This window comes from Paraburkholderia rhynchosiae (assembly GCF_002879865.1).
In the GTDB taxonomy this organism is placed as follows: Bacteria; Pseudomonadota; Gammaproteobacteria; order Burkholderiales; family Burkholderiaceae; genus Paraburkholderia; species Paraburkholderia rhynchosiae.
On record NZ_PNXY01000001.1, the window covers coordinates 395,543 to 415,395 of the forward strand.

Annotated in this window: 17 protein-coding genes, 1 tRNA gene and 1 pseudogene; 14 read left to right on the forward strand and 5 right to left on the reverse strand. The window is 62.4% G+C overall.

Annotation, left to right across the window (positions count from 1 at the left end):
• Nucleotides 1-27: 27 nt before the first annotated feature.
• From pal to C0Z16_RS01795, 5 genes and pseudogenes are all read left to right on the forward strand, one after another.
• Entirely contained in the window at nucleotides 28-537 is a 510-nt protein-coding gene (gene pal, locus C0Z16_RS01775; protein WP_102630508.1) for a peptidoglycan-associated lipoprotein Pal, read from the forward strand.
• A gap of 19 nt (nucleotides 538-556) precedes the next feature.
• On the forward strand, nucleotides 557-1,306 hold the full coding sequence (ybgF, locus tag C0Z16_RS01780) for a tol-pal system protein YbgF (protein ID WP_102630509.1): 750 nt from the start codon (nucleotides 557-559) through the stop codon (nucleotides 1,304-1,306).
• A 201-nt stretch (nucleotides 1,307-1,507) separates the two neighbouring features.
• Nucleotides 1,508-1,583: transfer RNA gene (locus tag C0Z16_RS01785), tRNA-Lys, on the forward strand.
• A gap of 311 nt (nucleotides 1,584-1,894) precedes the next feature.
• Nucleotides 1,895-2,269, forward strand: a complete 375-nt coding sequence (locus C0Z16_RS01790; RefSeq protein ID WP_102630510.1) for a hypothetical protein — start codon at nucleotides 1,895-1,897, stop codon at nucleotides 2,267-2,269.
• Between the two features lie 10 nt (nucleotides 2,270-2,279).
• Nucleotides 2,280-2,903: pseudogene (locus C0Z16_RS01795) on the forward strand (mechanosensitive ion channel family protein); the annotation flags it as partial.
• A 102-nt stretch (nucleotides 2,904-3,005) separates the two neighbouring features.
• Here C0Z16_RS01795 and C0Z16_RS01800 read toward each other — a convergent pair.
• Nucleotides 3,006-3,671: a VTT domain-containing protein gene (locus C0Z16_RS01800; protein WP_102630511.1), complete on the reverse strand. Its 666-nt coding sequence runs from the start codon at nucleotides 3,669-3,671 to the stop codon at nucleotides 3,006-3,008.
• Between the two features lie 194 nt (nucleotides 3,672-3,865).
• Here C0Z16_RS01800 and mutL point away from each other — a divergent pair, with 194 nt between their 5' ends.
• Together mutL and miaA are read left to right on the forward strand one after the other, a co-directional pair.
• Entirely contained in the window at nucleotides 3,866-5,935 is a 2,070-nt protein-coding gene (gene mutL, locus C0Z16_RS01805; protein WP_102630512.1) for a DNA mismatch repair endonuclease MutL, read from the forward strand.
• Nucleotides 5,936-5,978: 43 nt separating this feature from the next.
• Complete coding sequence (gene miaA / locus C0Z16_RS01810) at nucleotides 5,979-6,932, forward strand: tRNA (adenosine(37)-N6)-dimethylallyltransferase MiaA (protein ID WP_102630513.1); 954 nt, start codon at nucleotides 5,979-5,981, stop codon at nucleotides 6,930-6,932.
• Nucleotides 6,933-6,995: 63 nt separating this feature from the next.
• Here miaA and purM read toward each other — a convergent pair whose 3' ends face one another.
• Nucleotides 6,996-8,063: a phosphoribosylformylglycinamidine cyclo-ligase gene (gene purM, locus C0Z16_RS01815; RefSeq protein WP_102630514.1), complete on the reverse strand. Its 1,068-nt coding sequence runs from the start codon at nucleotides 8,061-8,063 to the stop codon at nucleotides 6,996-6,998.
• 98 nt (nucleotides 8,064-8,161) lie between these two features.
• Between purM and C0Z16_RS01820 the strand changes: the two genes are divergently transcribed.
• The 7 genes from C0Z16_RS01820 to panB all read left to right on the forward strand — a co-directional run bounded on the left by C0Z16_RS01820 (nucleotide 8,162) and on the right by panB (nucleotide 14,460).
• Nucleotides 8,162-9,238: an AI-2E family transporter gene (locus C0Z16_RS01820; protein ID WP_102630515.1), complete on the forward strand. Its 1,077-nt coding sequence runs from the start codon at nucleotides 8,162-8,164 to the stop codon at nucleotides 9,236-9,238.
• A gap of 71 nt (nucleotides 9,239-9,309) precedes the next feature.
• A complete protein-coding gene (hda, locus tag C0Z16_RS01825) occupies nucleotides 9,310-10,053 on the forward strand; it encodes a DnaA regulatory inactivator Hda (RefSeq protein WP_102630516.1) in 744 nt (247 codons plus the stop codon).
• A complete protein-coding gene (locus tag C0Z16_RS01830) occupies nucleotides 10,046-10,732 on the forward strand; it encodes a histidinol-phosphatase (protein ID WP_006047874.1) in 687 nt (228 codons plus the stop codon). Before hda ends, C0Z16_RS01830 begins: the two co-directional genes overlap by 8 nt.
• Nucleotides 10,729-12,330, forward strand: a complete 1,602-nt coding sequence (gene pcnB, locus C0Z16_RS01835; protein ID WP_102630517.1) for a polynucleotide adenylyltransferase PcnB — start codon at nucleotides 10,729-10,731, stop codon at nucleotides 12,328-12,330. Before C0Z16_RS01830 ends, pcnB begins: the two co-directional genes overlap by 4 nt.
• Nucleotides 12,331-12,378: 48 nt before the next feature.
• Nucleotides 12,379-12,930, forward strand: a complete 552-nt coding sequence (gene folK, locus C0Z16_RS01840; protein WP_102630518.1) for a 2-amino-4-hydroxy-6-hydroxymethyldihydropteridine diphosphokinase — start codon at nucleotides 12,379-12,381, stop codon at nucleotides 12,928-12,930.
• Nucleotides 12,927-13,607: a deoxynucleoside kinase gene (locus C0Z16_RS01845; protein WP_102630519.1), complete on the forward strand. Its 681-nt coding sequence runs from the start codon at nucleotides 12,927-12,929 to the stop codon at nucleotides 13,605-13,607. The genes folK and C0Z16_RS01845 overlap by 4 nt, the downstream gene beginning before the upstream one ends.
• A 37-nt stretch (nucleotides 13,608-13,644) precedes the next feature.
• Complete coding sequence (panB, locus tag C0Z16_RS01850) at nucleotides 13,645-14,460, forward strand: 3-methyl-2-oxobutanoate hydroxymethyltransferase (protein WP_102630520.1); 816 nt, start codon at nucleotides 13,645-13,647, stop codon at nucleotides 14,458-14,460.
• 104 nt (nucleotides 14,461-14,564) lie between these two features.
• Here panB and pabB read toward each other — a convergent pair whose 3' ends face one another.
• The 3 genes from pabB to dnaK form a co-directional block, all read right to left on the reverse strand.
• The gene (gene pabB, locus C0Z16_RS01855) at nucleotides 14,565-16,454 is read right to left on the reverse strand and encodes an aminodeoxychorismate synthase component I (protein WP_102630521.1); all 1,890 of its coding nucleotides are present in this window, start codon (nucleotides 16,452-16,454) and stop codon (nucleotides 14,565-14,567) included.
• Nucleotides 16,455-16,479: 25 nt separating this feature from the next.
• The gene (gene dnaJ / locus C0Z16_RS01860; RefSeq protein WP_102630522.1) at nucleotides 16,480-17,622 is read right to left on the reverse strand and encodes a molecular chaperone DnaJ; all 1,143 of its coding nucleotides are present in this window, start codon (nucleotides 17,620-17,622) and stop codon (nucleotides 16,480-16,482) included.
• A gap of 269 nt (nucleotides 17,623-17,891) precedes the next feature.
• Nucleotides 17,892-19,850 carry a molecular chaperone DnaK gene (gene dnaK / locus C0Z16_RS01865; protein ID WP_102630523.1) on the reverse strand — a complete coding sequence of 653 codons (1,959 nt, stop codon included), beginning with the start codon at nucleotides 19,848-19,850 and terminating at the stop codon, nucleotides 17,892-17,894.
• Nucleotides 19,851-19,853: the final 3 nt, after the last annotated feature.

Genomic DNA, 19,853 nt, shown 5'->3' on the forward strand with positions numbered 1-19,853 from the left:
GATGCAATAACACAAGGAGAGTAAAAAATGATGTCCAAACTTCGCTTCGCATTTGCAGTCCTCATGGTCGGTGCACTGGCCGCATGTCACTCGGGCGTCAAGCTCGACGAAAACGCCAACAAGGGCGGTGCCGTCTCGACGCAACCCAACCCGAACGACGTCGCGCAAGTCAACGTAGACCCGCTGAACGACCCGAATAGCCCGCTCGCGAAGCGCAGCATTTACTTCGACTTCGACAGCTACTCGGTGAAGGACGACTATCAGTCGCTGCTGCAACAACACGCGCAGTACCTGAAGAGCCACCCGCAACGCCACGTCCTGATCCAGGGCAACACCGACGAGCGCGGCACGAGCGAGTACAACCTGGCGCTCGGCCAGAAGCGTGCTGAAGCGGTGCGCCGTTCGCTGGCGCTGATGGGCGTGACGGACACGCAAATGGAAGCCGTGAGCCTCGGCAAGGAAAAGCCGCAAGCTACGGGTCATGACGAATCGTCGTGGGCACAAAACCGCCGCGCCGACCTCGCGTACCAACAGTAAGTAACGGGTGATGAGCCGAATGACGCATCGTTTCTCCTGGCTGCGGTTTGCCGCAGCGGCCTGCGTCGCGGGCACGGTCTTCACGGCTGTGCCCGCGCACGCCGGCATCTTCGACGACGATCAGGCCCGCCAGGCCATTCTCGATCTGCGTACGAAGACCGACAGCCTGTCGAGCCAGTTGTCGGCCGCGCAGCGCACGATCCTCGATCAGTCCAACCGTCTCGACCAGATGAACCAACAGGTCGCGACGCTGCGTGGGCAGAACGAGGATATGGCCAACCAGCTGGCCACGCTGCAAAAGCAGCAAAAGGACTACTACACCGATCTGGACACGCGTCTGAAGAAATTCGAGCCGCAGCAACAGACGGTGGATGGGGTTCAGGGCGAGGTGCAGCCGGGCGAAACCGAATCGTTCAACGCGGCTTCACAGCAGTTTCGTAGCGGCGACTTCAAGAATGCGGCAGCATCGTTCCGCAACTTCATCTCCAAGTTTCCGAATAGCCCTTATCAGCCGACCGCGCAATACTGGCTCGGCAACGCGCTGTATGCGCTGCGCGATTACAAGGGCTCGACGGCAATCTGGCAAGGTGTGGTGAAGAACTATCCGCAGCATCCGCGCGCGCCGGAAGCATTGCTGGCAATTGCAAACAATCAGCTCGAGCAAGGCCAGAAGGCCGCGGCCAAAAAGACGCTGGAGCAGATCGTCGCGCAATACGGCGGTTCGGACGTCGCACAGTCGGCGCAAAGCAAGCTGTCGCAGATCAAGTAGTCGTGTCAGTGAGCAGTTCGCTCTAACGCGCAGTGTCCACGAAGTGCCAGACAAGATGGTCACGCGCGCCTCTCGCTGAAAAGCCCGGGTCTCGACGCCCGGGCTTTTCACTATCTGAAGTGGCAGAACTTCCGATAGCCGGATTGCCCGCAATGGGTTGACAGCCCTTTGGCGCTATCGCTATAATTTCGCTTCTCTTTTGGGTCGTTAGCTCAGCTGGTAGAGCAGCGGACTTTTAATCCGTTGGTCACAGGTTCGAATCCCGTACGGCCTACCAAAAGATTCGAGGGCTTACACGCGTCAGCGTTGTAAGCCCTTTTCTTTTTGCGTCGCGTTTTCTGTGCGATACATCTCTCCCACAAAAAAACGGAAAATGCCTACACGATAAGCGGCCGCTTCCCGCAATCCGGTCCGCCTTTTCCCTCGCCGAACTTCAGGCATTCTGACAACACTACGGTCTCCCAACCTGGACATTTATTGAGATATAAAGACGTGCAATGATCGCCGCCGTCTGCCACTACCCGCTGTAATGGGCGGGCGCAGACGCTCTCGCAACACCGCAACCTGCGGCGCTTTCATTCCATCGATATGACCAATTTTCTGTTCGATCTCGTCTCGAATCTTGCATTGCTGGCAAGCGTGCTTATCGCGTGTCATCTGGGTAATCGACTGATACCCGGCGCCGCCCTAAACGGCTCGCATGTTTTTGCAGCGCTCGCGCTCGCGGCCGTCTTTCTTGATGCCGCCCTGACCTTTCTCGTCTTCGCGGATGCTCGCACGCGCTACGGCCAGTTCAGCACGCCGTCGGCGTTTTACGTGCGCAGCGCCGCCTACGCGCTCGCGATCATTGCCGCGTTTGCATGGCGCAGCTTCGGCCGCCGGAACCGGCCCGCGAATATGCCGCGAGGCAAGGCGCTCGTCATCCCGACATCGCCGTATTCGGAATCTCACTTGCCGATGTGAACGGTGCCGCATGCTCGTCCTGCCGGGCGGGAACGGTCCTTGCGCGCGGGCCTTCTTGCGAATCGTCGGCCGCTCGATGATCGGACAGCTCACCGGTTTGCAGCGCAAGGTGCTGTTGCGCTACGGCCGCGTCGATCCCACACTCGCGCATTCCCTCGGCTCGATTCTCGGCGTGTTGCTAAACCTGCTGCATGATCCTCGCGATTCTGCAGGTCTTCGGGGTCCAGACGACTTCGTTCGCGGCACTGCTGGCCGGCCTAGGCCTCGCGATCGGCACCGCCTGAAGCGGCCTGCTCGCTCACTTCGCGGCGGGCATCTTCATGCAGGTGTTGCGGCCGTTCAAAGTCGGCGATTTTGTCACTGCGGGTGGCGTGACCGGCACCGTTTCTGAACTCGGTTTGTTCGGCGCGACAATCGTGACGCCGGACCATGTGACGACCATCGTCGGCAACAATAAAACTTGCTGGGACACGATTTCGAATTACGGCCTGCTACCGGTGCGGCAGGTCGAGCTGACAGCGAAGATCGCGACGGCGCCGACGCAACGGATGCGATGAGCCGTTTGAAGGCAGCCGTCACAAAGATACCGAATGTGGCCGCGAGCCCCGCGCCGGAAACGCCGCTCGCACCGCTTCAGTGAACTGAACGCAAGCGCTAATCTCAGCATCGGCAAAAAAACGGCGTCGCCAATTGCGCGATGCCGTTTCTTCATGCGGCCACGCTGCGCGAAACAGCCTTAGCCGGGTTTCGACGCGTTCTTACGGAACATCTTCCACAGCCCGCCGAGCACGACCGGCACCACCGCGGCGCCGATGCCGACGAGCACGATCACATTCAGATATTGGCGGATAAACGAAATGTTGCCGAAGAAGTAGCCGAGCAGAATGAGCAGCAACACCCAGAACAGCGCGCCAGCAATATTGAAAAGCTGGAACCGGTTAACCGTCATCTGCGACGCGCCCGCGACAAACGGCGCGAAAGTGCGCACAACCGGAATGAAGCGCGCCAGCACGATGGTCTTGCCGCCATGCTTTTCATAGAAGTCGTGCGTTTTCTGCAGTGCGCGCCGATCGAGAAAGCGCTCGAGCAACGGAATGTGCGAATTGAACACCTTCGGCCCGATAGCCCGCCCGATCATATAGTTGACGGTATTGCCGCTGGTTGCCGCAACGAACAGCAGCAGAATCAGCAGACCAAGGTTCATCTCTCCGGTCGCGCAAAATGCACCGCCGATAAACAGCAATGAATCGCCCGGCAGAAACGGCAGAACCACGAGCCCGGTCTCGCAGAACACAATCAGGAACAGCACCGCATAAACCCAGGCGCCGTACACATGGATGAATTCTCCCAGGAACTTGTCGATGTGCAGCACAAGGTTGGCTAGATGTAGCAGGGTGTCCAAAAAGCGTCCTTTATCAAGCAAGAGTGAGCGTGGCGGGAAGGTCGGCAGCAGACCTGCGGGCGATGCGGTAAGCGCTCGCTCGCCGCCGCAAATTGACCGCGTTATGATACAGAAAGTGCCCGGGCGAGCTTCAAAAATCTCCGGCATGTTTCCGCCATTTCAGGACTGCGGCGCCAAATCGCTATAATTTCGCCATGTCCGAATTCTCCGAAACACCTGCCCGCGCCGACGCGGCAGCCGCTGCTTCCACCACGCCGGCTCCACGTCCGCTGCGCGCGATCCAGCCGCTGCCGGACCAGCTCATCAGCCAGATCGCCGCCGGCGAAGTGGTCGAGCGACCTGCATCGGTCGTCAAGGAGTTGCTGGAAAACGCGCTCGACGCAGGCGCGCAGACGCTGCGCATCATGCTGGATGAAGGCGGCGTGAAACGCATTTCGATCGCCGACGACGGTTACGGTATTCCCGAAAACGAGCTGGCGCTCGCGCTGATGCGCCACGCGACCAGCAAGATCCGCTCGCTCGCCGAGCTCGAGGCGGTCGCCACGCTCGGCTTTCGCGGCGAGGCGCTCGCCTCGATCGCGTCGGTCGCGCAGATGACGATCACGAGCCGTACCGCCGATGCGCCGCATGCCGTGCGCGTCGACGCGCAAACCGGCGTGCTGAGCCCCGCCGCGGGCACGCAAGGCACGACCATCGAAGTGCGCGAGCTGTACTTCAACACGCCCGCGCGCCGCAAGTTCCTGAAGAGCGAACAGACTGAACTCGGTCATTGTCTCGAACAGATTCGCCGTGCCGCTCTGGCCCGGCCGGACGTCGCGATCTCGGTCCTGCATAACGGCAAGGCGGTCGAGCACTGGAACGCCAGCGAACCGCCGGCGCGGGTCGCAAAGATACTCGGCGAGACATTCGCGACGGCGCATCTGCCGCTCGACGAATCCGCCGGCCCGCTCGCCGTCTACGGTTGCGCGGGTCTGCCGACGGCGAGCCGCGGACGCTCCGATCAGCAGTATTTCTTCGTCAATGGCCGCTTCGTGCGCGACAAGCTGCTCACGCACGCGGTGCGCGCCGCTTATGAAGACGTGCTGCATGGCGACCGTTATCCGTCGTATGTGCTGTTTCTCGATCTGCCGCCCGAAGCGGTGGATGTGAACGTGCATCCGTCGAAGATCGAAGTGCGGTTCCGCGATTCACGTTCGATCCACCAGTTCGTTTTCCACGCGGTGCAGCGCGCGCTGGCGCGGCATGCGGGCGCGTCGCCGGAGACGACGGCTGGCGGGCACGCGGCGCATCTGCAAGCGTCTGCGGACGGAGCGGTTTCGTTCGGGGCGTCGCCGCTGGGCGCATCGCCGCTCGGCGTCGGCGGTGCGGGATTCGGCGCTTCCGGTGCAGCGAGCGCTCCGGGCGGCCTCGGTTCGAACGCAACGCCAGGCTCGGCGGGCAGCGGCTTCAACCTGCCCCAACCCGGCAACACGTGGATGCGCCAATCGCGCATGACGCAAGGCACGCTGCCGGTCGCACAACCGCTCGCGTTTTACGACGCGCTGTTCGGTCGCAAGGACCCGAGCGCCGGCACGGCGCAAGGCGCCACGCTTTTTGAAGCACGCGATTCCGCCGCCGAAGGCCCGTCGCCGTATAACGCGTCAGCGCCCTTCGCGCCGCCCGCTTTCCACGCCGCCGACGACCAGCCGCTCGGCTTCGCGCTCGGCCAGATTCACGGCATCTATGTGCTCGCTCAGAACGCGCATGGGCTCGTGATCGTCGACATGCACGCCGCGCACGAACGCATCCTCTACGAGCAGTTCAAGAACGCGCTGGCCGACCGCACGATTGCCGTGCAGCCGTTGCTGATTCCGCAGACCATGCCTGCCGACCCGATCGAAATCGGCACGGTGGAAGAAGAACGCGATACGCTCGACGCGCTCGGCTTCGATCTCGCCGTGCTGTCGCCGACCACACTCGCCATCCGTGCGGTGCCGGCGTTGCTGAAAGACGCCGATCTGCAGGCGCTGGCGCGCGCGGTGCTGTCCGATCTGCATGCGTACGGTGGCTCGCGTGTCTTAACCGAGCGTCAGCACGAACTGCTCGGGACGCTCGCCTGCCATCACGCGGTGCGCGCGAACCGGCGTCTCACGCTCGATGAAATGAACGCGCTGCTTCGCCAGATGGAAGCCACAGAGCGCGCCGATCAATGCAACCACGGGCGTCCGACGTGGTATCAGTTGACGCTCTCCGATCTCGACCGCCTGTTCATGCGCGGACAGTGACGGTGCGCTTTTTGAGGCTCGAGTCCCGAGCGCCGGCACGCTCATGACCGCACGCACCTCCATGCCGATTCCTTGCCTGCTCGGCCCGACTGCGTCCGGCAAGACCGCGGCCGCGTTGGCTTTGGCCGCGCGGCGGCCCGTCGAGATCATCAGCATCGATTCCGCGCTGGTCTATCGCGAGATGGACATCGGCACCGCCAAGCCGACCGCTGACGAGCGGGCGGTGGCGCCGCATCATCTGATCGATATTGTCGATCCCGCGGATGCCTACTCTGCCGCTGAATTTCGCGCCGATGCACTCAGGCTGACAGCAGAGATCAGCGCACGCGGCCGGGTGCCGCTGCTGGTCGGCGGAACGATGCTGTACTACAAGGCCCTCACGCAAGGGCTCAACGACTTGCCCGCGGCCGACGCGAACGTGCGCGCACAACTCGACGCCGATGCCGCACGCGATGGCTGGCCCGCGCTGCATGCGCGGCTTGCAGGCGTCGATCCGGTGACAGCCGCGCGCCTCGCGCCCAACGATTCGCAGAGAATCCAGCGTGCGCTTGAAGTGTTCATGCTGACCGGCGAAGCGATGTCAGCGCTGCTGTCAGCGCCCGCCCCAATCGACGACGCCGCCGCCCAGTGGCGCTTCGTGCCGATCGCGCTCGAGCCTTCCGACCGTAGCGTGCTGCACGCGCGCATCGAGCGGCGTTTTGACGCGATGCTGGCGAGCGGTCTCGTCGACGAAGTGGTGAAACTGCGCGAACGCGGAGACTTATCGCCCGACATGCCGTCGATGCGTTGCGTGGGCTACCGGCAGGTTTGGGAATATCTCGACGGCGCGGTCGACTACTCGACTATGCGCGACAAAGGCGTCTTTGCGACCCGGCAGTTGTGCAAACGGCAGCTCACATGGCTGCGCAGTATGAACGAGCGGGTGGTGGTGGACTGCTGCGAACCGCACGCGACGGCACGGGTGCTTGAAACGATTGAAGCGCTGCTTGACGCTTGACGCTGTGAAACTTTGAAGCCCGCGCGGCGTTTGCTCAATGCACGCCGCGCAGGCCGCCGGCCTTTAAACCACTACCGTCTGCGCTTCACCAGCTGCGCTTTCGCGAATCACGCCAATCTTCCAGACCTGTTCGCCGGACGCGGACAACAGACCGATCGCAGCATCCGCATCGGCAGCGGAGACGACGACTGCCATCCCGATACCGCAGTTGAATACACGATGCATTTCCGCGTCCGCCACGCCGCCGTGCTTTTGCAGCCACGAGAACAACGGCGGCAGTGGCCAGCCGCGATGATCCAGCTCGGCCGTCAAACCTTCACGCAGGACACGCGGAATATTTTCGACGAGCCCGCCACCCGTGATGTGCGCCATGCCCTTCACGGCGATTTGCTGCATCAGCGCGAGCAGCGGCTTCACATAGATATGCGTGGGCGCCATCAATGCGTCGGCGAGCGAGCGGCCGTCGAAATCGGCATTCAGATCGGGCTGTGCGCGCTCGATGATCTTGCGCACGAGCGAAAAACCGTTCGAATGAATGCCGCTCGAAGCGAGGCCAAGTACGACGTCGCCGGGGGCGATCGTGCTGCCGTCGATAATCTTGCTCTTTTCCACCGCGCCGACCGCGAAGCCGGCGAGGTCGTATTCACCGTCCGGATACATGCCCGGCATTTCAGCCGTCTCACCACCGATCAATGCGCAACCGGCCAGTTCGCAGCCGTACGCGATACCCTTGACGACCGTTGCCGCCGTGCCGACGTCCAGCTTGCCGCACGCGAAGTAGTCGAGGAAAAACAGTGGCTCGGCGCCTTGCACGAGAATGTCGTTCACGCTCATGGCCACCAGATCCTGGCCCACGGTGTCGTGCTTGTTCAGTTCAAACGCGAGGCGCAGCTTAGTGCCGACGCCGTCCGTACCCGAAACCAGCACCGGTTCCTTGTACTTCTTCGGCACTTCGAACAGCGCGCCGAATCCGCCGATGCCACCCAGCACGCCGTCGCGCATCGTCTTTTTGGCAAAGGGCTTGATTGCGTCGACAAGGGCGTCGCCCGCGTCGATGTCCACGCCGGCGTCGCGATACGACAGACCTTGGGCCGAATCAGTTGAATTCGGGGCGGATTTCGGTTGATTCATGGGGGAGAGCTCGAAGGTCGGTAAAATGCGATTTTACCCGATGCCGGCCGGCTGGCTGGAATTGAATCATCCGTTCCGGCCACACCTGGGAAACAACTTTGCAACAGAACTCTCCGATTCTGACACCCGTTCAACGCCGCGCCTTCATCTGGCTGGCCATCGCGCTGGGCGTCGGCATTCTGCTGTGGCTATTGAGTCCGGTCCTCACACCTTTTCTGCTCGGCGCGATTCTCGCGTACATTCTGCAACCGGGCGTCGCGTGGATGGTGCGCCGTCGTGTGCCGCGCGCGCTCGCGGCCTTGCTGATGATGCTGGTTTTCACGCTGCTGATGACGATGCTCGTGCTGCTGGTGCTCGCCGTCATCCAGAAGGAAGGGCCGCAGTTGCGGCAGCAGGTGCCGCTATTATTCGCGCATGTCAACGCGTGGCTGCAACCCAAGCTCGCGCTGCTGGGCCTCGCCGATTCGCTCGACTTTGCCAGCATCCGCGATCTCGTGATGGGGCAGCTCGAAGGCAGTGCGCAGACGGTTGCGCGCTATGCGTGGACCTCGATCGTAACAAGCGGCAACGTGATGATGACCGTGATCGGCAATCTCGTCATGGTGCCGCTCGTGCTGTTCTATCTGCTGTACGACTGGAACCGCATGCTGCTGCGCGTGCAGAGCGTGGTGCCGCGCCGCTGGCTCGACAAGACGCTGCAACTCGCGCGCGACATGGATCAGATGCTGTCGCAGTATCTGCGCGGCCAGTTGCTGGTGATGGCGGTGCTCGCCGTGTTCTACGCGGCCGCGCTAACCATCGCCGGCTTCGAGATTGCTCTGCCGGTGGGGATTTTCACGGGGCTCGCGGTGTTCATCCCGTACATCGGTTTCGCGACCGGTCTCGCGCTGGCATTGCTCGCGGCGCTGCTGCAATTCGGCAACCTGTACGGCTTCGGTGCGGTCGCGCTGATTTACGGCGTCGGTCAGATCGTCGAAAGCTTTTTTTTGACACCGCGCCTCGTGGGCGAGCGGATCGGCCTGCACCCGCTCGCGGTGATCTTCGCGTTGCTTGCGTTCGGGCAGTTGTTTGGCTTTTTCGGGGTGCTGCTTGCGTTGCCGGTCAGCGCGATTCTGTCGGTGGCGATGCGCGAACTGCGGCAAAGCTACCTGGCAAGCACGCTCTACAACAATTGATTTTCAGCTCAGATGTTCGGGCTCGTCACGTTCATCTGCGGCCTCAGCTCTATTTTCGGCATTAACCTACTGTGCTTCGTCAACTGACGCTCGATCTCGGTACTCCGCCGCCATCGACATTCGACAATTTTTTTGCCGGCGCCAACGCCGAGCTGGTCACGCGCCTGCGCGAGCTCGACAACGCGCTCACCGCCGGGCCGGTCGCGGATCGCACCTTCTACGTCTGGGGCGAAGCGGGCAGCGGCCGTACGCATCTGTTGCAAGCGCTCGTGCACGAAGCGCCGCCGGGTCACGCGCGTTTCGCGGGTCCGCAAAGCAGTCTGGCCGCGTTCAGTTTCGATCCGCGCGTCGCGCTGTATGCAATCGACGATTGCGACGGCCTCTCGGCCGCGCAGCAGATCGCCGTGTTCAATCTCTTCAACGAGGTGCGCGCGCATCCGACGAGCGCGCTCGTCGCCACGGGCAACGCGGCGCCGATCGGCATGACGGTTCGCGAAGACCTGCGCACACGGCTCGGCTGGGGCCTCGTGTTCCATCTCGCGCCGCTCCCCGACGAAGGCAAGGCCGCCGTGCTGAAGCATGCGGCTCGCGAGCGCGGCATCATGCTCGCCGACGACGTGCCCGCCTATCTGCTCACGCATTTTCGCCGCGACATGCCGAGCCTGATGGCGTTGCTCGATGCACTCGACCGCTTTTCGCTCGAACAGAAGCGCGCGGTCACGCTGCCGCTTTTGCGTACGATGCTCGCGTCGCCCGGCGCAGAGGCCTCAGCCGCGTCGTCCGCCGCTTCAAGTAAAATAGACCCCCATGGCTAATCTCGCACTCTTCGACCTCGATCACACGCTCATTCCCACCGACAGCGACCACGAATGGGGCCGCTTCATGGTGAAACATGGCATGGTCGACGCCGAAAATTTCGCCCGTGACAACGACCGCTTTTATGCCGACTACAAAGCCGGCAAGCTCGACATTCACGCCTATCTGATCGCCATGCTCACGCCGCTCGCGAAGTACACGCGCGCGCAACTCGCGGACTTTCACGCGCAGTACATGCATGAAGTGATCACGCCGGCCATCCTTCCGGCCGCGGTCGAACTGGTCAAACGGCACCGCGAAGCCGGCGACCTGTGCTGCGTGGTCACGGCCACCAACGAATTCATCACCCGTCCCATCGCGAGCGCGTTCGGCGTCGACACGCTGATCGCCTGCGAAGCGGAAACCGTCGACGGCCAGCCGCATTCGGCTTACACCGGCCGCCCCACCGGCACGCCGAGCTACAAGGAAGGCAAGATCGTGCGCACCGAGGCATGGCTCGCATCGCTCGGCAAAAGCTGGAGCGACTTCGAGCACAGCTATTTCTACAGCGATTCGCACAACGACATTCCGCTGCTCGAAAAGGTCACCGACCCAATCGCGACCAATCCGGACGACACATTGCGTGCTCATGCACAAGCCAAGGGCTGGCGCATCCTCGAACTCTTTCAACCCCAGTGATCAAAAAACTCATTCGCAAGCTATTCGGCCAGGACACAGCATCCGCCGACGACACGCTGCCGGCTGAAGCCGACGCAGACGAAACCGGCAGCGCACCGGCACGCCATGCACAAGGCGCCGCGGGAGCGGGCCGCGCGCGCCGCAAGCCGGCTCGCGGCGGCGCGTCCACCAAACCACAGGTGCCGGACCCCGACGTGCCGGTCATCATTCCGCACGACGTGCACGGTATCGATCCCACGTTGATCTCGCGCAACGCAATCCGCGTGACCGAAGGCCTGCAACAGGCCGGGCACCGGGCGTTTATCGTCGGCGGGGCGGTGCGCGATCTGCTGCTCGGCATCAAGCCGAAAGACTTCGACGTCGCGACCGACGCCACGCCCGAGCAGGTGCAGAAGCTGTTTCGCCGCGCGCGCATCATCGGCCGCAGGTTTCAGATCGTGCATGTGCAGTTCGGCCAGGAAATCATCGAAACCTCGACGTTCCGCGCGCTGGTCGATCCGCCCGCCGCTGATGCCGCGCCGCCGCGGCGCCTCAAGCGCGACGAGCTCGACCGCCGCACCCACGCGGTGGACGCTAGCGGCCGCGTGCTGCGCGACAACGTGTGGGGCGAGCAGCATGAAGACGCCACGCGCCGCGACTTCACGATCAATGCGATGTATTACGATCCGGCTACGGAAACGGTGCTCGATTATCACAACGGCATGGCCGATGTGCGCGCGCGCCTCTTGCGCATGATCGGCGATCCGGCCACGCGTTATCGCGAGGATCCGGTGCGAATGCTACGCGTGGTGCGTTTTGCTGCGAAGCTCGACTTCGAGATCGAAGACGCGACCCGCGCGCCGATCGTCGAAATGGCCGACCTCATCAACAACGTACCGGCTGCGCGGCTCTTTGACGAGATGCTCAAGCTGATGCTGTCGGGCCACGCGCTCGCCTGTTTGAAGCGCCTGCGCCAGGAAGGCCTGCATCATGGCTTGCTGCCGCTGCTCGACGTCGTGCTCGAGCAGCCCACCGGCGAGAAGTTCATCACGCTCGCGCTCAACAACACGGACGCACGCGTTCGCGCCGGCAAGCCGGTGTCGCCCGGCTTTCTGTTCGCCACGCTGCTATGGCATGACGTGCAGCAGCGCTGGCAGAAATTTGAAGCCAACGGCGAGTATCCGGTGCCTGCGCTGCATCGCGCGATGGACGACGTTCTCGACATGCAAACCGAGAAACTCGCTATCCACAAGCGTTTTTCGTCCGACATGCGTGAGATCTGGGGCTTGCAACTGCGCCTCGAAAAGCGCTCGGGAAGGAGCGCGCTCAAGCTGCTGGAACACCAAAGATTTAGAGCGGGGTATGATTTCCTCCTGTTACGCTGCGAATCCGGCGAACTCGATGAGTCGGTCGGAGCGTGGTGGACGGAGTTCATCGAAGGAGACATTGCGGCGCGTGAAGTATTGCTCACGCAAGGCGGGAAGGACCGAAGCCCCAGAAAACGACGGCGGCGCAGCAGTGGCGCGAGAAACCGCACATCGGGCGACGGAATGGAGGGCGGCACGCCAGCCGAACGCACAGACGCCGAAGCGGGCCACGACGGCCCGCGCGAAGACTGACGCAGCGTTCACTGAAGCCGTCGAACGATAGTTGCAGGAAGTTATGCCATGACGGTTGCTTATCTCGGCCTCGGCGCGAATCTCGGGGACGCGCGCCAGACCCTGAAAGACGCGGTGGTGTGCCTCGCACAACAGCACGCCATCACCGTGCTCGCCAAGTCGAGCCTGTATCGCACTGCCCCCATCGACGCGGGCGGTGACGACTATTTCAACTGCGTCGTGAAGGTCGACACGGCGCTCCCCGTACGGCATCTGCTTGCGCTGTGCCACAAGATCGAGCATCAGTTCGGCCGCGAGCGGCCCTTTCGCAATGCACCGCGAACACTCGATCTGGACATCCTGCTCTACGGCGATCAATCGATCGACGAAGCCGATCTGATCGTTCCGCATCCCCGCCTCGTCGAACGCGCGTTCGCGCTCGTTCCGCTGGTCGAGATCGACGCCACACTTGTCATTCCGCAACATGGCCGCGCCGATGCGTTGCTCGACGGCGTGCGGGATCAGCGCATCGAGAAAGTCAAAGGGCCGTGCCAGTGCCCGATGCTCAATGCACTCACCTCCTCCGGCGACAGTACGGCCGGCAAGGGCCGCTGCGAATGAATTCACCGCCACTCACCGTCACGGCGCCGCAATTGCGGCCTCCATTCGGCTATCTCGCGATTGAAGGACCTATCGGCGTCGGCAAGACATCGCTTGCGCGGCGTCTCGCCCAACGCTGGTCGATGCAGGAATTGTTCGAGCGGCCGCAGGACAATCCTTTCCTCGAACGCTTTTATCGCGACACAGCGCGTTATGCGTTGCCCGCGCAACTGCACTTTTCGTTGCAACGCGCGCAGCAGGCGCAGGAAGTGAGCGCGGCCCAAGTGGCCGGCACGCCGCTTATCGCCGATTTCATGACGCAGAAGAACGACATCTTCGCGCGCCTCACGCTCCAGGAAGACGAGTGGCAGTTGTACCGCGCGCTCGCTGCGCGGCTGGAAGTGAGCGCGCCGGCGCCGGATTTCGTCGTGTATCTGCAGGCCAGTCCCGAAGTGCTCTTCTCGCGCATTCAGAAGCGTGCGGTGCCCATGGAGTTGCAGATTTCCGATGCCTATTTGCATGCACTGTGCGACGCGTATAACGAGTTCTTCTATCACTACGACCGCACGCCGGTGCTGACGGTCAACGCCGAACATCTGAATCCGCTCGACTCCGACGCGGACCTTGCGCTGCTCGCCGAACGCATTGAAACCATGCGCGGCCGCAAGGAATTCTTTGTCAAAGGCACGTCGCTTTAAGCGGCACACGCCTCTCTCTTTTTCAACGGATTGACCCATGACCTATTTGCAGGAAACGAGCCGGAACGCCGTCACCGTGCCGAAACTGCAGGCAATGCGCGAAGCCGGCGAGAAAATCGCCATGCTCACCTGTTACGACGCGAGCTTCGCCGCGCTGCTGGATCGCGCGGGTGTCGACGTCATGTTGATCGGCGACTCGCTGGGCAATGTGTTGCAAGGCCAGACCACCACGCTGCCGGTTACGCTCGCCGACATTGCGTATCACACGGCAAGTGTGGCACGCGCGCGGCCATCGGCGCTGATCGTCGCCGACTTGCCGTTCGGCACTTATGGCACGCTCGAAGATGCGTACAGAAGCTCAGTAGAATTAATGCGCGCCGGCGCGCAGATGGTCAAACTCGAAGGCGGCGAATGGCTGGCCGACACCGTGCGTTTCCTGGTCGAACGCTCGATCCCCGTTTGCGCGCATGTCGGGCTGACGCCACAATCGGTGCATGCTTTTGGCGGCTTCAAGGTGCAAGGCAAGACCGAGGAAGGCGCGAACCAGTTGCTGCGAGACTCGCTCGCCATGCAAACGGCCGGCGCGCAACTCATCGTGATGGAAGCGATTCCGACGCTGCTCGCAAGCGAGGTCACAAAGCAGTTGCGTATTCCGACGATCGGCATCGGCGCAGGCCTCGACTGCTCGGGTCAGGTGCTGGTGCTGCACGACATGCTGGGGATTTTTCCCGGTAAGCGCCCGCGCTTCGTGAAGGATTTCATGCACGGGCAGCCGAGCATTCTGGCTGCGGTCGAAGCGTATGTGCGTGCGGTGAAGGACGGTGCGTTTCCCGGGCCTGAGCACACGTTTTGAGGGTGCTTTTGCGCCGGTGGCGTTGACGTGACGGCGCTTGCCTTTTGCGCTCAGCTATTAGCAATAGCGCCGATCTTATGCAAGCGCCTGCAGCCACACCCAGTCTATCGAATAATCCGCGCCGCCAGTGCGCCGCGCAGCGCGTTGCAGATCATCAGCGCTTCGGCATTCAACACGTCGGCCTGTGTCAGCACTTTTTCGGCCGCTTGCAGGCTCGCGTCGTCTTCGAGCAGAACGCTTCGCATCACACCCGGCAGCACGCCAGATCCAAGCGGAGGCGTCCACCAACGCCCGGCCAGCTTCACGAATACATTCGATCGCCCGCCTTCGGTCAATTCGCCTCGTTCGTTGAAGAACAGCGTATCGAATGCGCCTTTCGCCTCGGCTTCGCGCCAGCCGCGATCGTACGCGGCGCGGTGCGTGGTCTTGTGATGCAACAGCAGGTCGTTGGCCTGCGTGGTCGCAAAATCGTGATCTGTTGCGAGCAGCACGCCCACCATCGCGTCGGCTAGCGGCGTCAACACGGCGGCCGTGATTTGCGTCGCGCCGCTCTTGCTTAGCGCGAGGCGCATGCGGTGCGGAATTTGTGCGGGCAACGACGCGCACTCGGTTGCGATCCGCTCGCGGATGTCCTGGTTATCGAATTTGAAGCCTAGCGTCGCCGCACTTGCGGAAAGTCTTGCAAGATGGCGCGACAGATGACGCACGCCCTCGTCCCGCGTCGCGTACATGGTTTCGAACAACTCGAAGCCCGGCTCGGCGCCGGTCAGAAAGCGGGCTTTCAGTCGGCACTCGGCATACTCGTCTTCGGCGACGCTATCGAGCACGATGCCCGCGCCGACGCCCATCGTGCCGCGCAACTGGCCCGTTTGCGCGCGCGGTTTTAACGTCAACGTGCGAATCGCGACGGACATGCAGAAATCGCCGAAAGTATGTTCATTTGCGGCCGGCTCGCGCACGGGCGCATCGAGCCAGCCGATCGCGCCGGTATAAAGCCCACGCGGCGTGCTCTCCAGTTCGTCGATCAACTGCATCGTGCGATGCTTTGGCGCCCCGGTGATCGAGCCGCAAGGAAAGAGCGCGCGCAGTATCGCAGCGAATGACGTGCCGGGCCGCAAAGCCGCTTGCACCGTCGACGTCATTTGCCAAACCGATGCATACGGCTCGACCGAAAACAGCGCGGGCACTTTGACGGAGCCCGTCTTCGCGACGCGCGACAGATCGTTGCGCAGCAGATCGACGATCATCACGTTCTCGGCGCGGTTCTTCGGATCGCTACCGAGGAACTCAGCGGCGCGACGATCTGCCGTCGGATCCGCCGAGCGCGGCGCGGTGCCTTTCATCGGACGGGCCCGCAATGTGGCGTGCTGCTTTTCTACAAATAGCTCCGGCGAACACGACAGCACCCAGTCGCCGCCCGGCATTGCGATCAACGCACCATATCGAACCGGCTGACGCGCCCTGAGCCGCCGATAAAGCGCGGTAGGCGAGCCGAACACGTCGAAGCCAAGCCGGTACGTGTAGTTGACCTGATACGAATCGCCCGCGCGCAAGGCGGCATGAACCGCGTCGATGGCCGCGTTGAACTGCTCCGGCTCGACGCTCTCGCGCACATTGGCCGTGCCTGCCACCGACGGCGCGGCCAAGCCACCGTCCTGCTTCACCAGCCACGCGTCGACCTCGTCGCGCGAGAGTTTCTCGCAACGCTCGAACAGTAAAAAGCGCAGCGTGGCATCGCCATGCTGCGCTTTGAACGACGGATGCGATTCGCCGTCGAGAAGATGCCGGCCGAACTCATAGTCGGCGAGCACGACGGCATGCAAGCCGAGCCGCGCGTCCGCTGCCGCGGTCTCGCATACGGCTTCGAGTTGCGCGGGATCCGCACATACACGTTCATGCACGAAGCCCGTGTACAGACGACTTGAGCGGCGCGCCGCCGACGCGTCGCAATCGTCGAGCAATGCAAAAACAGCGCCGAGCTCGTCTGCCGTCATGCTGACCGCCAACTTCAAATCGCCGTTAATCGAAGAAGCTCTTCACGCGGTCGAACCAGCTCTTGCTTTGCGGGCTATGCCGCGCGCCGCCTTCCATCAAAGCCTTCTCGAATTGCTTGAGCAGATCGCGCTGCGACTCAGTGAGCTTGACCGGCGTTTCGACTTGCACATGCACGTACAGATCGCCGGCAATGCTCGAACGCAGCCCCTTGATGCCCTTGCCGCGCAGCCGGAACGTCTTGCCCGACTGCGTGCCTTCGGGCACCGTGAAGCTCGCGCGGCCGGCGAGCGTGGGCACTTCGATTTCGCCGCCGAGCGCTGCCGTGGTAAACGGAATCGGCATCTGGCAATGCAGATCGTCGCCGTCGCGCTCGAACACCGAATGCTGCTTGATATGAATCTCGACGTACAGATCGCCCGACGGCCCACCGTTGATGCCCGGTTCGCCGTTGCCGGCGGAACGGATACGCATGCCGTCGTCGATACCTGCCGGGATCTTCACTTCGAGCGTCTTGGTTTCCTTAACCTTGCCCGCGCCGTGGCAGTGAGCGCACGGCTCAGGAATATAGGTGCCGGTGCCATGGCACTTCGGACAGGTTTGCTGGATGCTGAAAAAGCCTTGCGACATCCGCACCGCGCCCGAACCGCTACAAGTGGGACAGGTTTCCGGCTTGGTGCCGGGCTTCGCGCCCGAACCGTGACAGACTTCGCACGAGACCCAGCTCGGCACGCGAATCTGCGTGTCGTAACCATGCGCCGCCTGCTCCAGCGTGATTTCCATGCTGTAGCGCAGATCGGCGCCGCGATATACCTGCGGGCCCGCACGTCCGCCACCGCCGCGCGCCGCGCCGCCGGCTGCCTGGCCGAAGATGTCGCCGAAAATATCGCCGAATGCATCGGCAAAACCGCCGAAGCCTTGTGCCCCGGCTCCGCCCATATTCGGATCGACGCCCGCGTGGCCATACTGATCGTATGCGGCACGCTTTTGCGAGTCCGAGAGCATTTCGTAGGCTTCCTTCACCTCCTTGAAATGCTCTTCCGCATCCTTGTTGCCCGGATTGCGGTCGGGGTGGTGCTTCATCGCCAGCTTGCGATAAGCCTTCTTGATTTCGTCGTCGCTCGCGTTCTTTGCGACGCCCAGAACCTCGTAGTAATCCCGTTTCGCCATATCGGTTCAACGCCCCTCGCGCACTGCCGCGCGGTGGCTCCTCTTGAATGCTGGAGTCTCACGACTCGTCCGGCCGCTGTTTCATGCCGCCTGAATGCGGCTCAAAACAACGCCCTCCATAAAACAAATGTGCCCGGAGAGCCTAAAAGGCTCGCCAGGCGTGATAACCGCTCTTGCACGTTCGCGCGTCCGGATGGCCGCGGTCCCTTGTGCAGCCGGGCCGCACACAGAACCCGTGTGCGGCTTTACGGTCGGAATGCGACCTGGCTTTAGTCTTTCTTGACTTCCTTGAAGTCGGCGTCGACCACGTCGTCCTGCTGCTGGCTCGCGCCACCAGCCGATGCACCCGCGCTCGCACCCGCCGCGCCTGCCGCCGCAGCTTCCGCACCTTGCGCAGCCTGCATGTCGGCGTACATCTTCTCGCCCATCTTCTGCGAGGCCGTTGCCACTGCTTCGATTTTGGCTTCGATCGCGGCCTTGTCGCTCGAACCGCTCTTCAGCGCTTCTTCGAGATCCTTCAGCGCGGTTTCGATCTTTTCCTTCTCGGCGGCTTCCAGCTTGTCGCCGTACTCGGTGAGCGCCTTCTTCGTGCTGTGGACCAAGGCGTCGCCCTGGTTGCGGGCATCAGCCAGTTCACGCAGCTTGTGATCTTCTTCCGCGTTCGCTTCGGCGTCCTTCACCATCTTCTCGATTTCAGCTTCGGACAGACCCGAGTTCGCCTTGATCGTAATGCGGTTTTCCTTGCCGGTCGCCTTGTCTTTCGCGCCCACGTGCAAGATGCCGTTCGCGTCGATGTCGAAGCTCACCTCGATCTGCGGCGTGCCGCGCGGTGCGGGCGGAATGCCTTCCAGGTTGAACTCGCCCAGCAGCTTGTTGCCCGCCGCCATTTCGCGTTCGCCCTGGAACACCTTGATCGTCACGGCGCTCTGGTTGTCGTCAGCCGTCGAGTAGACCTGCGAATGCTTGGTCGGGATCGTGGTGTTCTTGTTGATCATCTTCGTCATCACGCCGCCGAGCGTTTCGATGCCGAGCGACAGCGGGGTCACGTCGAGCAGCAGCACGTCCTTGCGGTCACCGGACAACACCTGGCCCTGGATCGCGGCGCCAACGGCGACGGCTTCGTCCGGATTCACGTCACGGCGCGGGTCCTTGCCGAAGAACTCCTTGACCTTCTCCTGCACCTTCGGCATGCGGGTCATACCGCCGACCAGAATCACGTCGTCGATTTCGCCGACCTTCACGCCTGCGTCCTTGATGGCCACACGGCACGGTTCGATCGTGCGTTCGATTAGTTCTTCAACCAGCGCTTCCAGCTTCGCACGCGTGATCTTCAGGTTCAAATGCTTCGGACCCGATGCGTCGGCGGTGATGTACGGCAGGTTGATTTCGGTTTGCTGGCTCGACGACAGCTCGATCTTGGCCTTCTCAGCCGATTCCTTCAGGCGCTGCAGCGCGAGCACGTCTTTCGACAGATCGACGCCCTGCTCTTTCTTGAACTCGCCGATGATGTAGTCGATGATGCGCTGGTCGAAGTCCTCACCGCCGAGGAACGTATCGCCGTTCGTGGACAGCACTTCAAACTGCTTTTCACCGTCAACGTCTGCGATTTCGATGATCGAGATATCGAACGTACCGCCGCCCAGGTCATACACCGCGATCTTGCGGTCGCCCTTCTCGTTCTTGTCAAGACCGAATGCCAAAGCGGCTGCGGTCGGCTCGTTGATGATGCGCTTGACTTCCAGACCAGCAATGCGGCCGGCGTCCTTGGTTGCCTGACGCTGGCTGTCGTTGAAGTACGCGGGAACCGTGATCACGGCTTCTGTGACCGGCTCGCCGAGGTAGTCTTCAGCGGTCTTCTTCATCTTGCGCAGCACTTCCGCGGAGATTTGCGGCGGAGCGAGCTTCTGGTCGCGCACTTCGATCCATGCGTCGCCGTTGCCGGCCTTCATGATCTTGTACGGCATCAGCGCGATGTCTTTCTGGACTTCTTTCTCTTCGAAGCGGCGGCCGATCAGGCGCTTCACCGCATACAGCGTGTTCCTCGGGTTCGTGACCGACTGACGCTTGGCCGGCGCGCCGACGAGAATCTCGCCGTCTTCCATGTACGCGATGATCGACGGCGTGGTGCGCGCACCTTCCGAGTTCTCGATTACCTTGACCGAATTGCCTTCCATGATCGCCACGCACGAGTTGGTCGTGCCGAGGTCGATACCGATGATTTTGCCCATTTT

What these genes read in the sequence shown, in the direction of transcription:
- C0Z16_RS01830 (WP_006047874.1), top strand. Translation starts at nt 10,046, where the DNA reads ATGGCTAATCTCGCACTCTTCGACCTCGATCACACGCTCATTCCCACC.
- C0Z16_RS01790 (WP_102630510.1), top strand. Translation starts at nt 1,895, where the DNA reads ATGACCAATTTTCTGTTCGATCTCGTCTCGAATCTTGCATTGCTGGCA.
- ybgF (WP_102630509.1), top strand. Translation starts at nt 557, where the DNA reads ATGACGCATCGTTTCTCCTGGCTGCGGTTTGCCGCAGCGGCCTGCGTC.
- pabB (WP_102630521.1), bottom strand. Translation starts at nt 16,454, where the DNA reads ATGACGGCAGACGAGCTCGGCGCTGTTTTTGCATTGCTCGACGATTGC.
- purM (WP_102630514.1), bottom strand. Translation starts at nt 8,063, where the DNA reads ATGAATCAACCGAAATCCGCCCCGAATTCAACTGATTCGGCCCAAGGT.
- dnaJ (WP_102630522.1), bottom strand. Translation starts at nt 17,622, where the DNA reads ATGGCGAAACGGGATTACTACGAGGTTCTGGGCGTCGCAAAGAACGCG.
- folK (WP_102630518.1), top strand. Translation starts at nt 12,379, where the DNA reads ATGACGGTTGCTTATCTCGGCCTCGGCGCGAATCTCGGGGACGCGCGC.
- dnaK (WP_102630523.1), bottom strand. Translation starts at nt 19,850, where the DNA reads ATGGGCAAAATCATCGGTATCGACCTCGGCACGACCAACTCGTGCGTG.
- pal (WP_102630508.1), top strand. Translation starts at nt 28, where the DNA reads ATGATGTCCAAACTTCGCTTCGCATTTGCAGTCCTCATGGTCGGTGCA.
- C0Z16_RS01845 (WP_102630519.1), top strand. Translation starts at nt 12,927, where the DNA reads ATGAATTCACCGCCACTCACCGTCACGGCGCCGCAATTGCGGCCTCCA.
- panB (WP_102630520.1), top strand. Translation starts at nt 13,645, where the DNA reads ATGACCTATTTGCAGGAAACGAGCCGGAACGCCGTCACCGTGCCGAAA.
- mutL (WP_102630512.1), top strand. Translation starts at nt 3,866, where the DNA reads ATGTCCGAATTCTCCGAAACACCTGCCCGCGCCGACGCGGCAGCCGCT.
- miaA (WP_102630513.1), top strand. Translation starts at nt 5,979, where the DNA reads ATGACCGCACGCACCTCCATGCCGATTCCTTGCCTGCTCGGCCCGACT.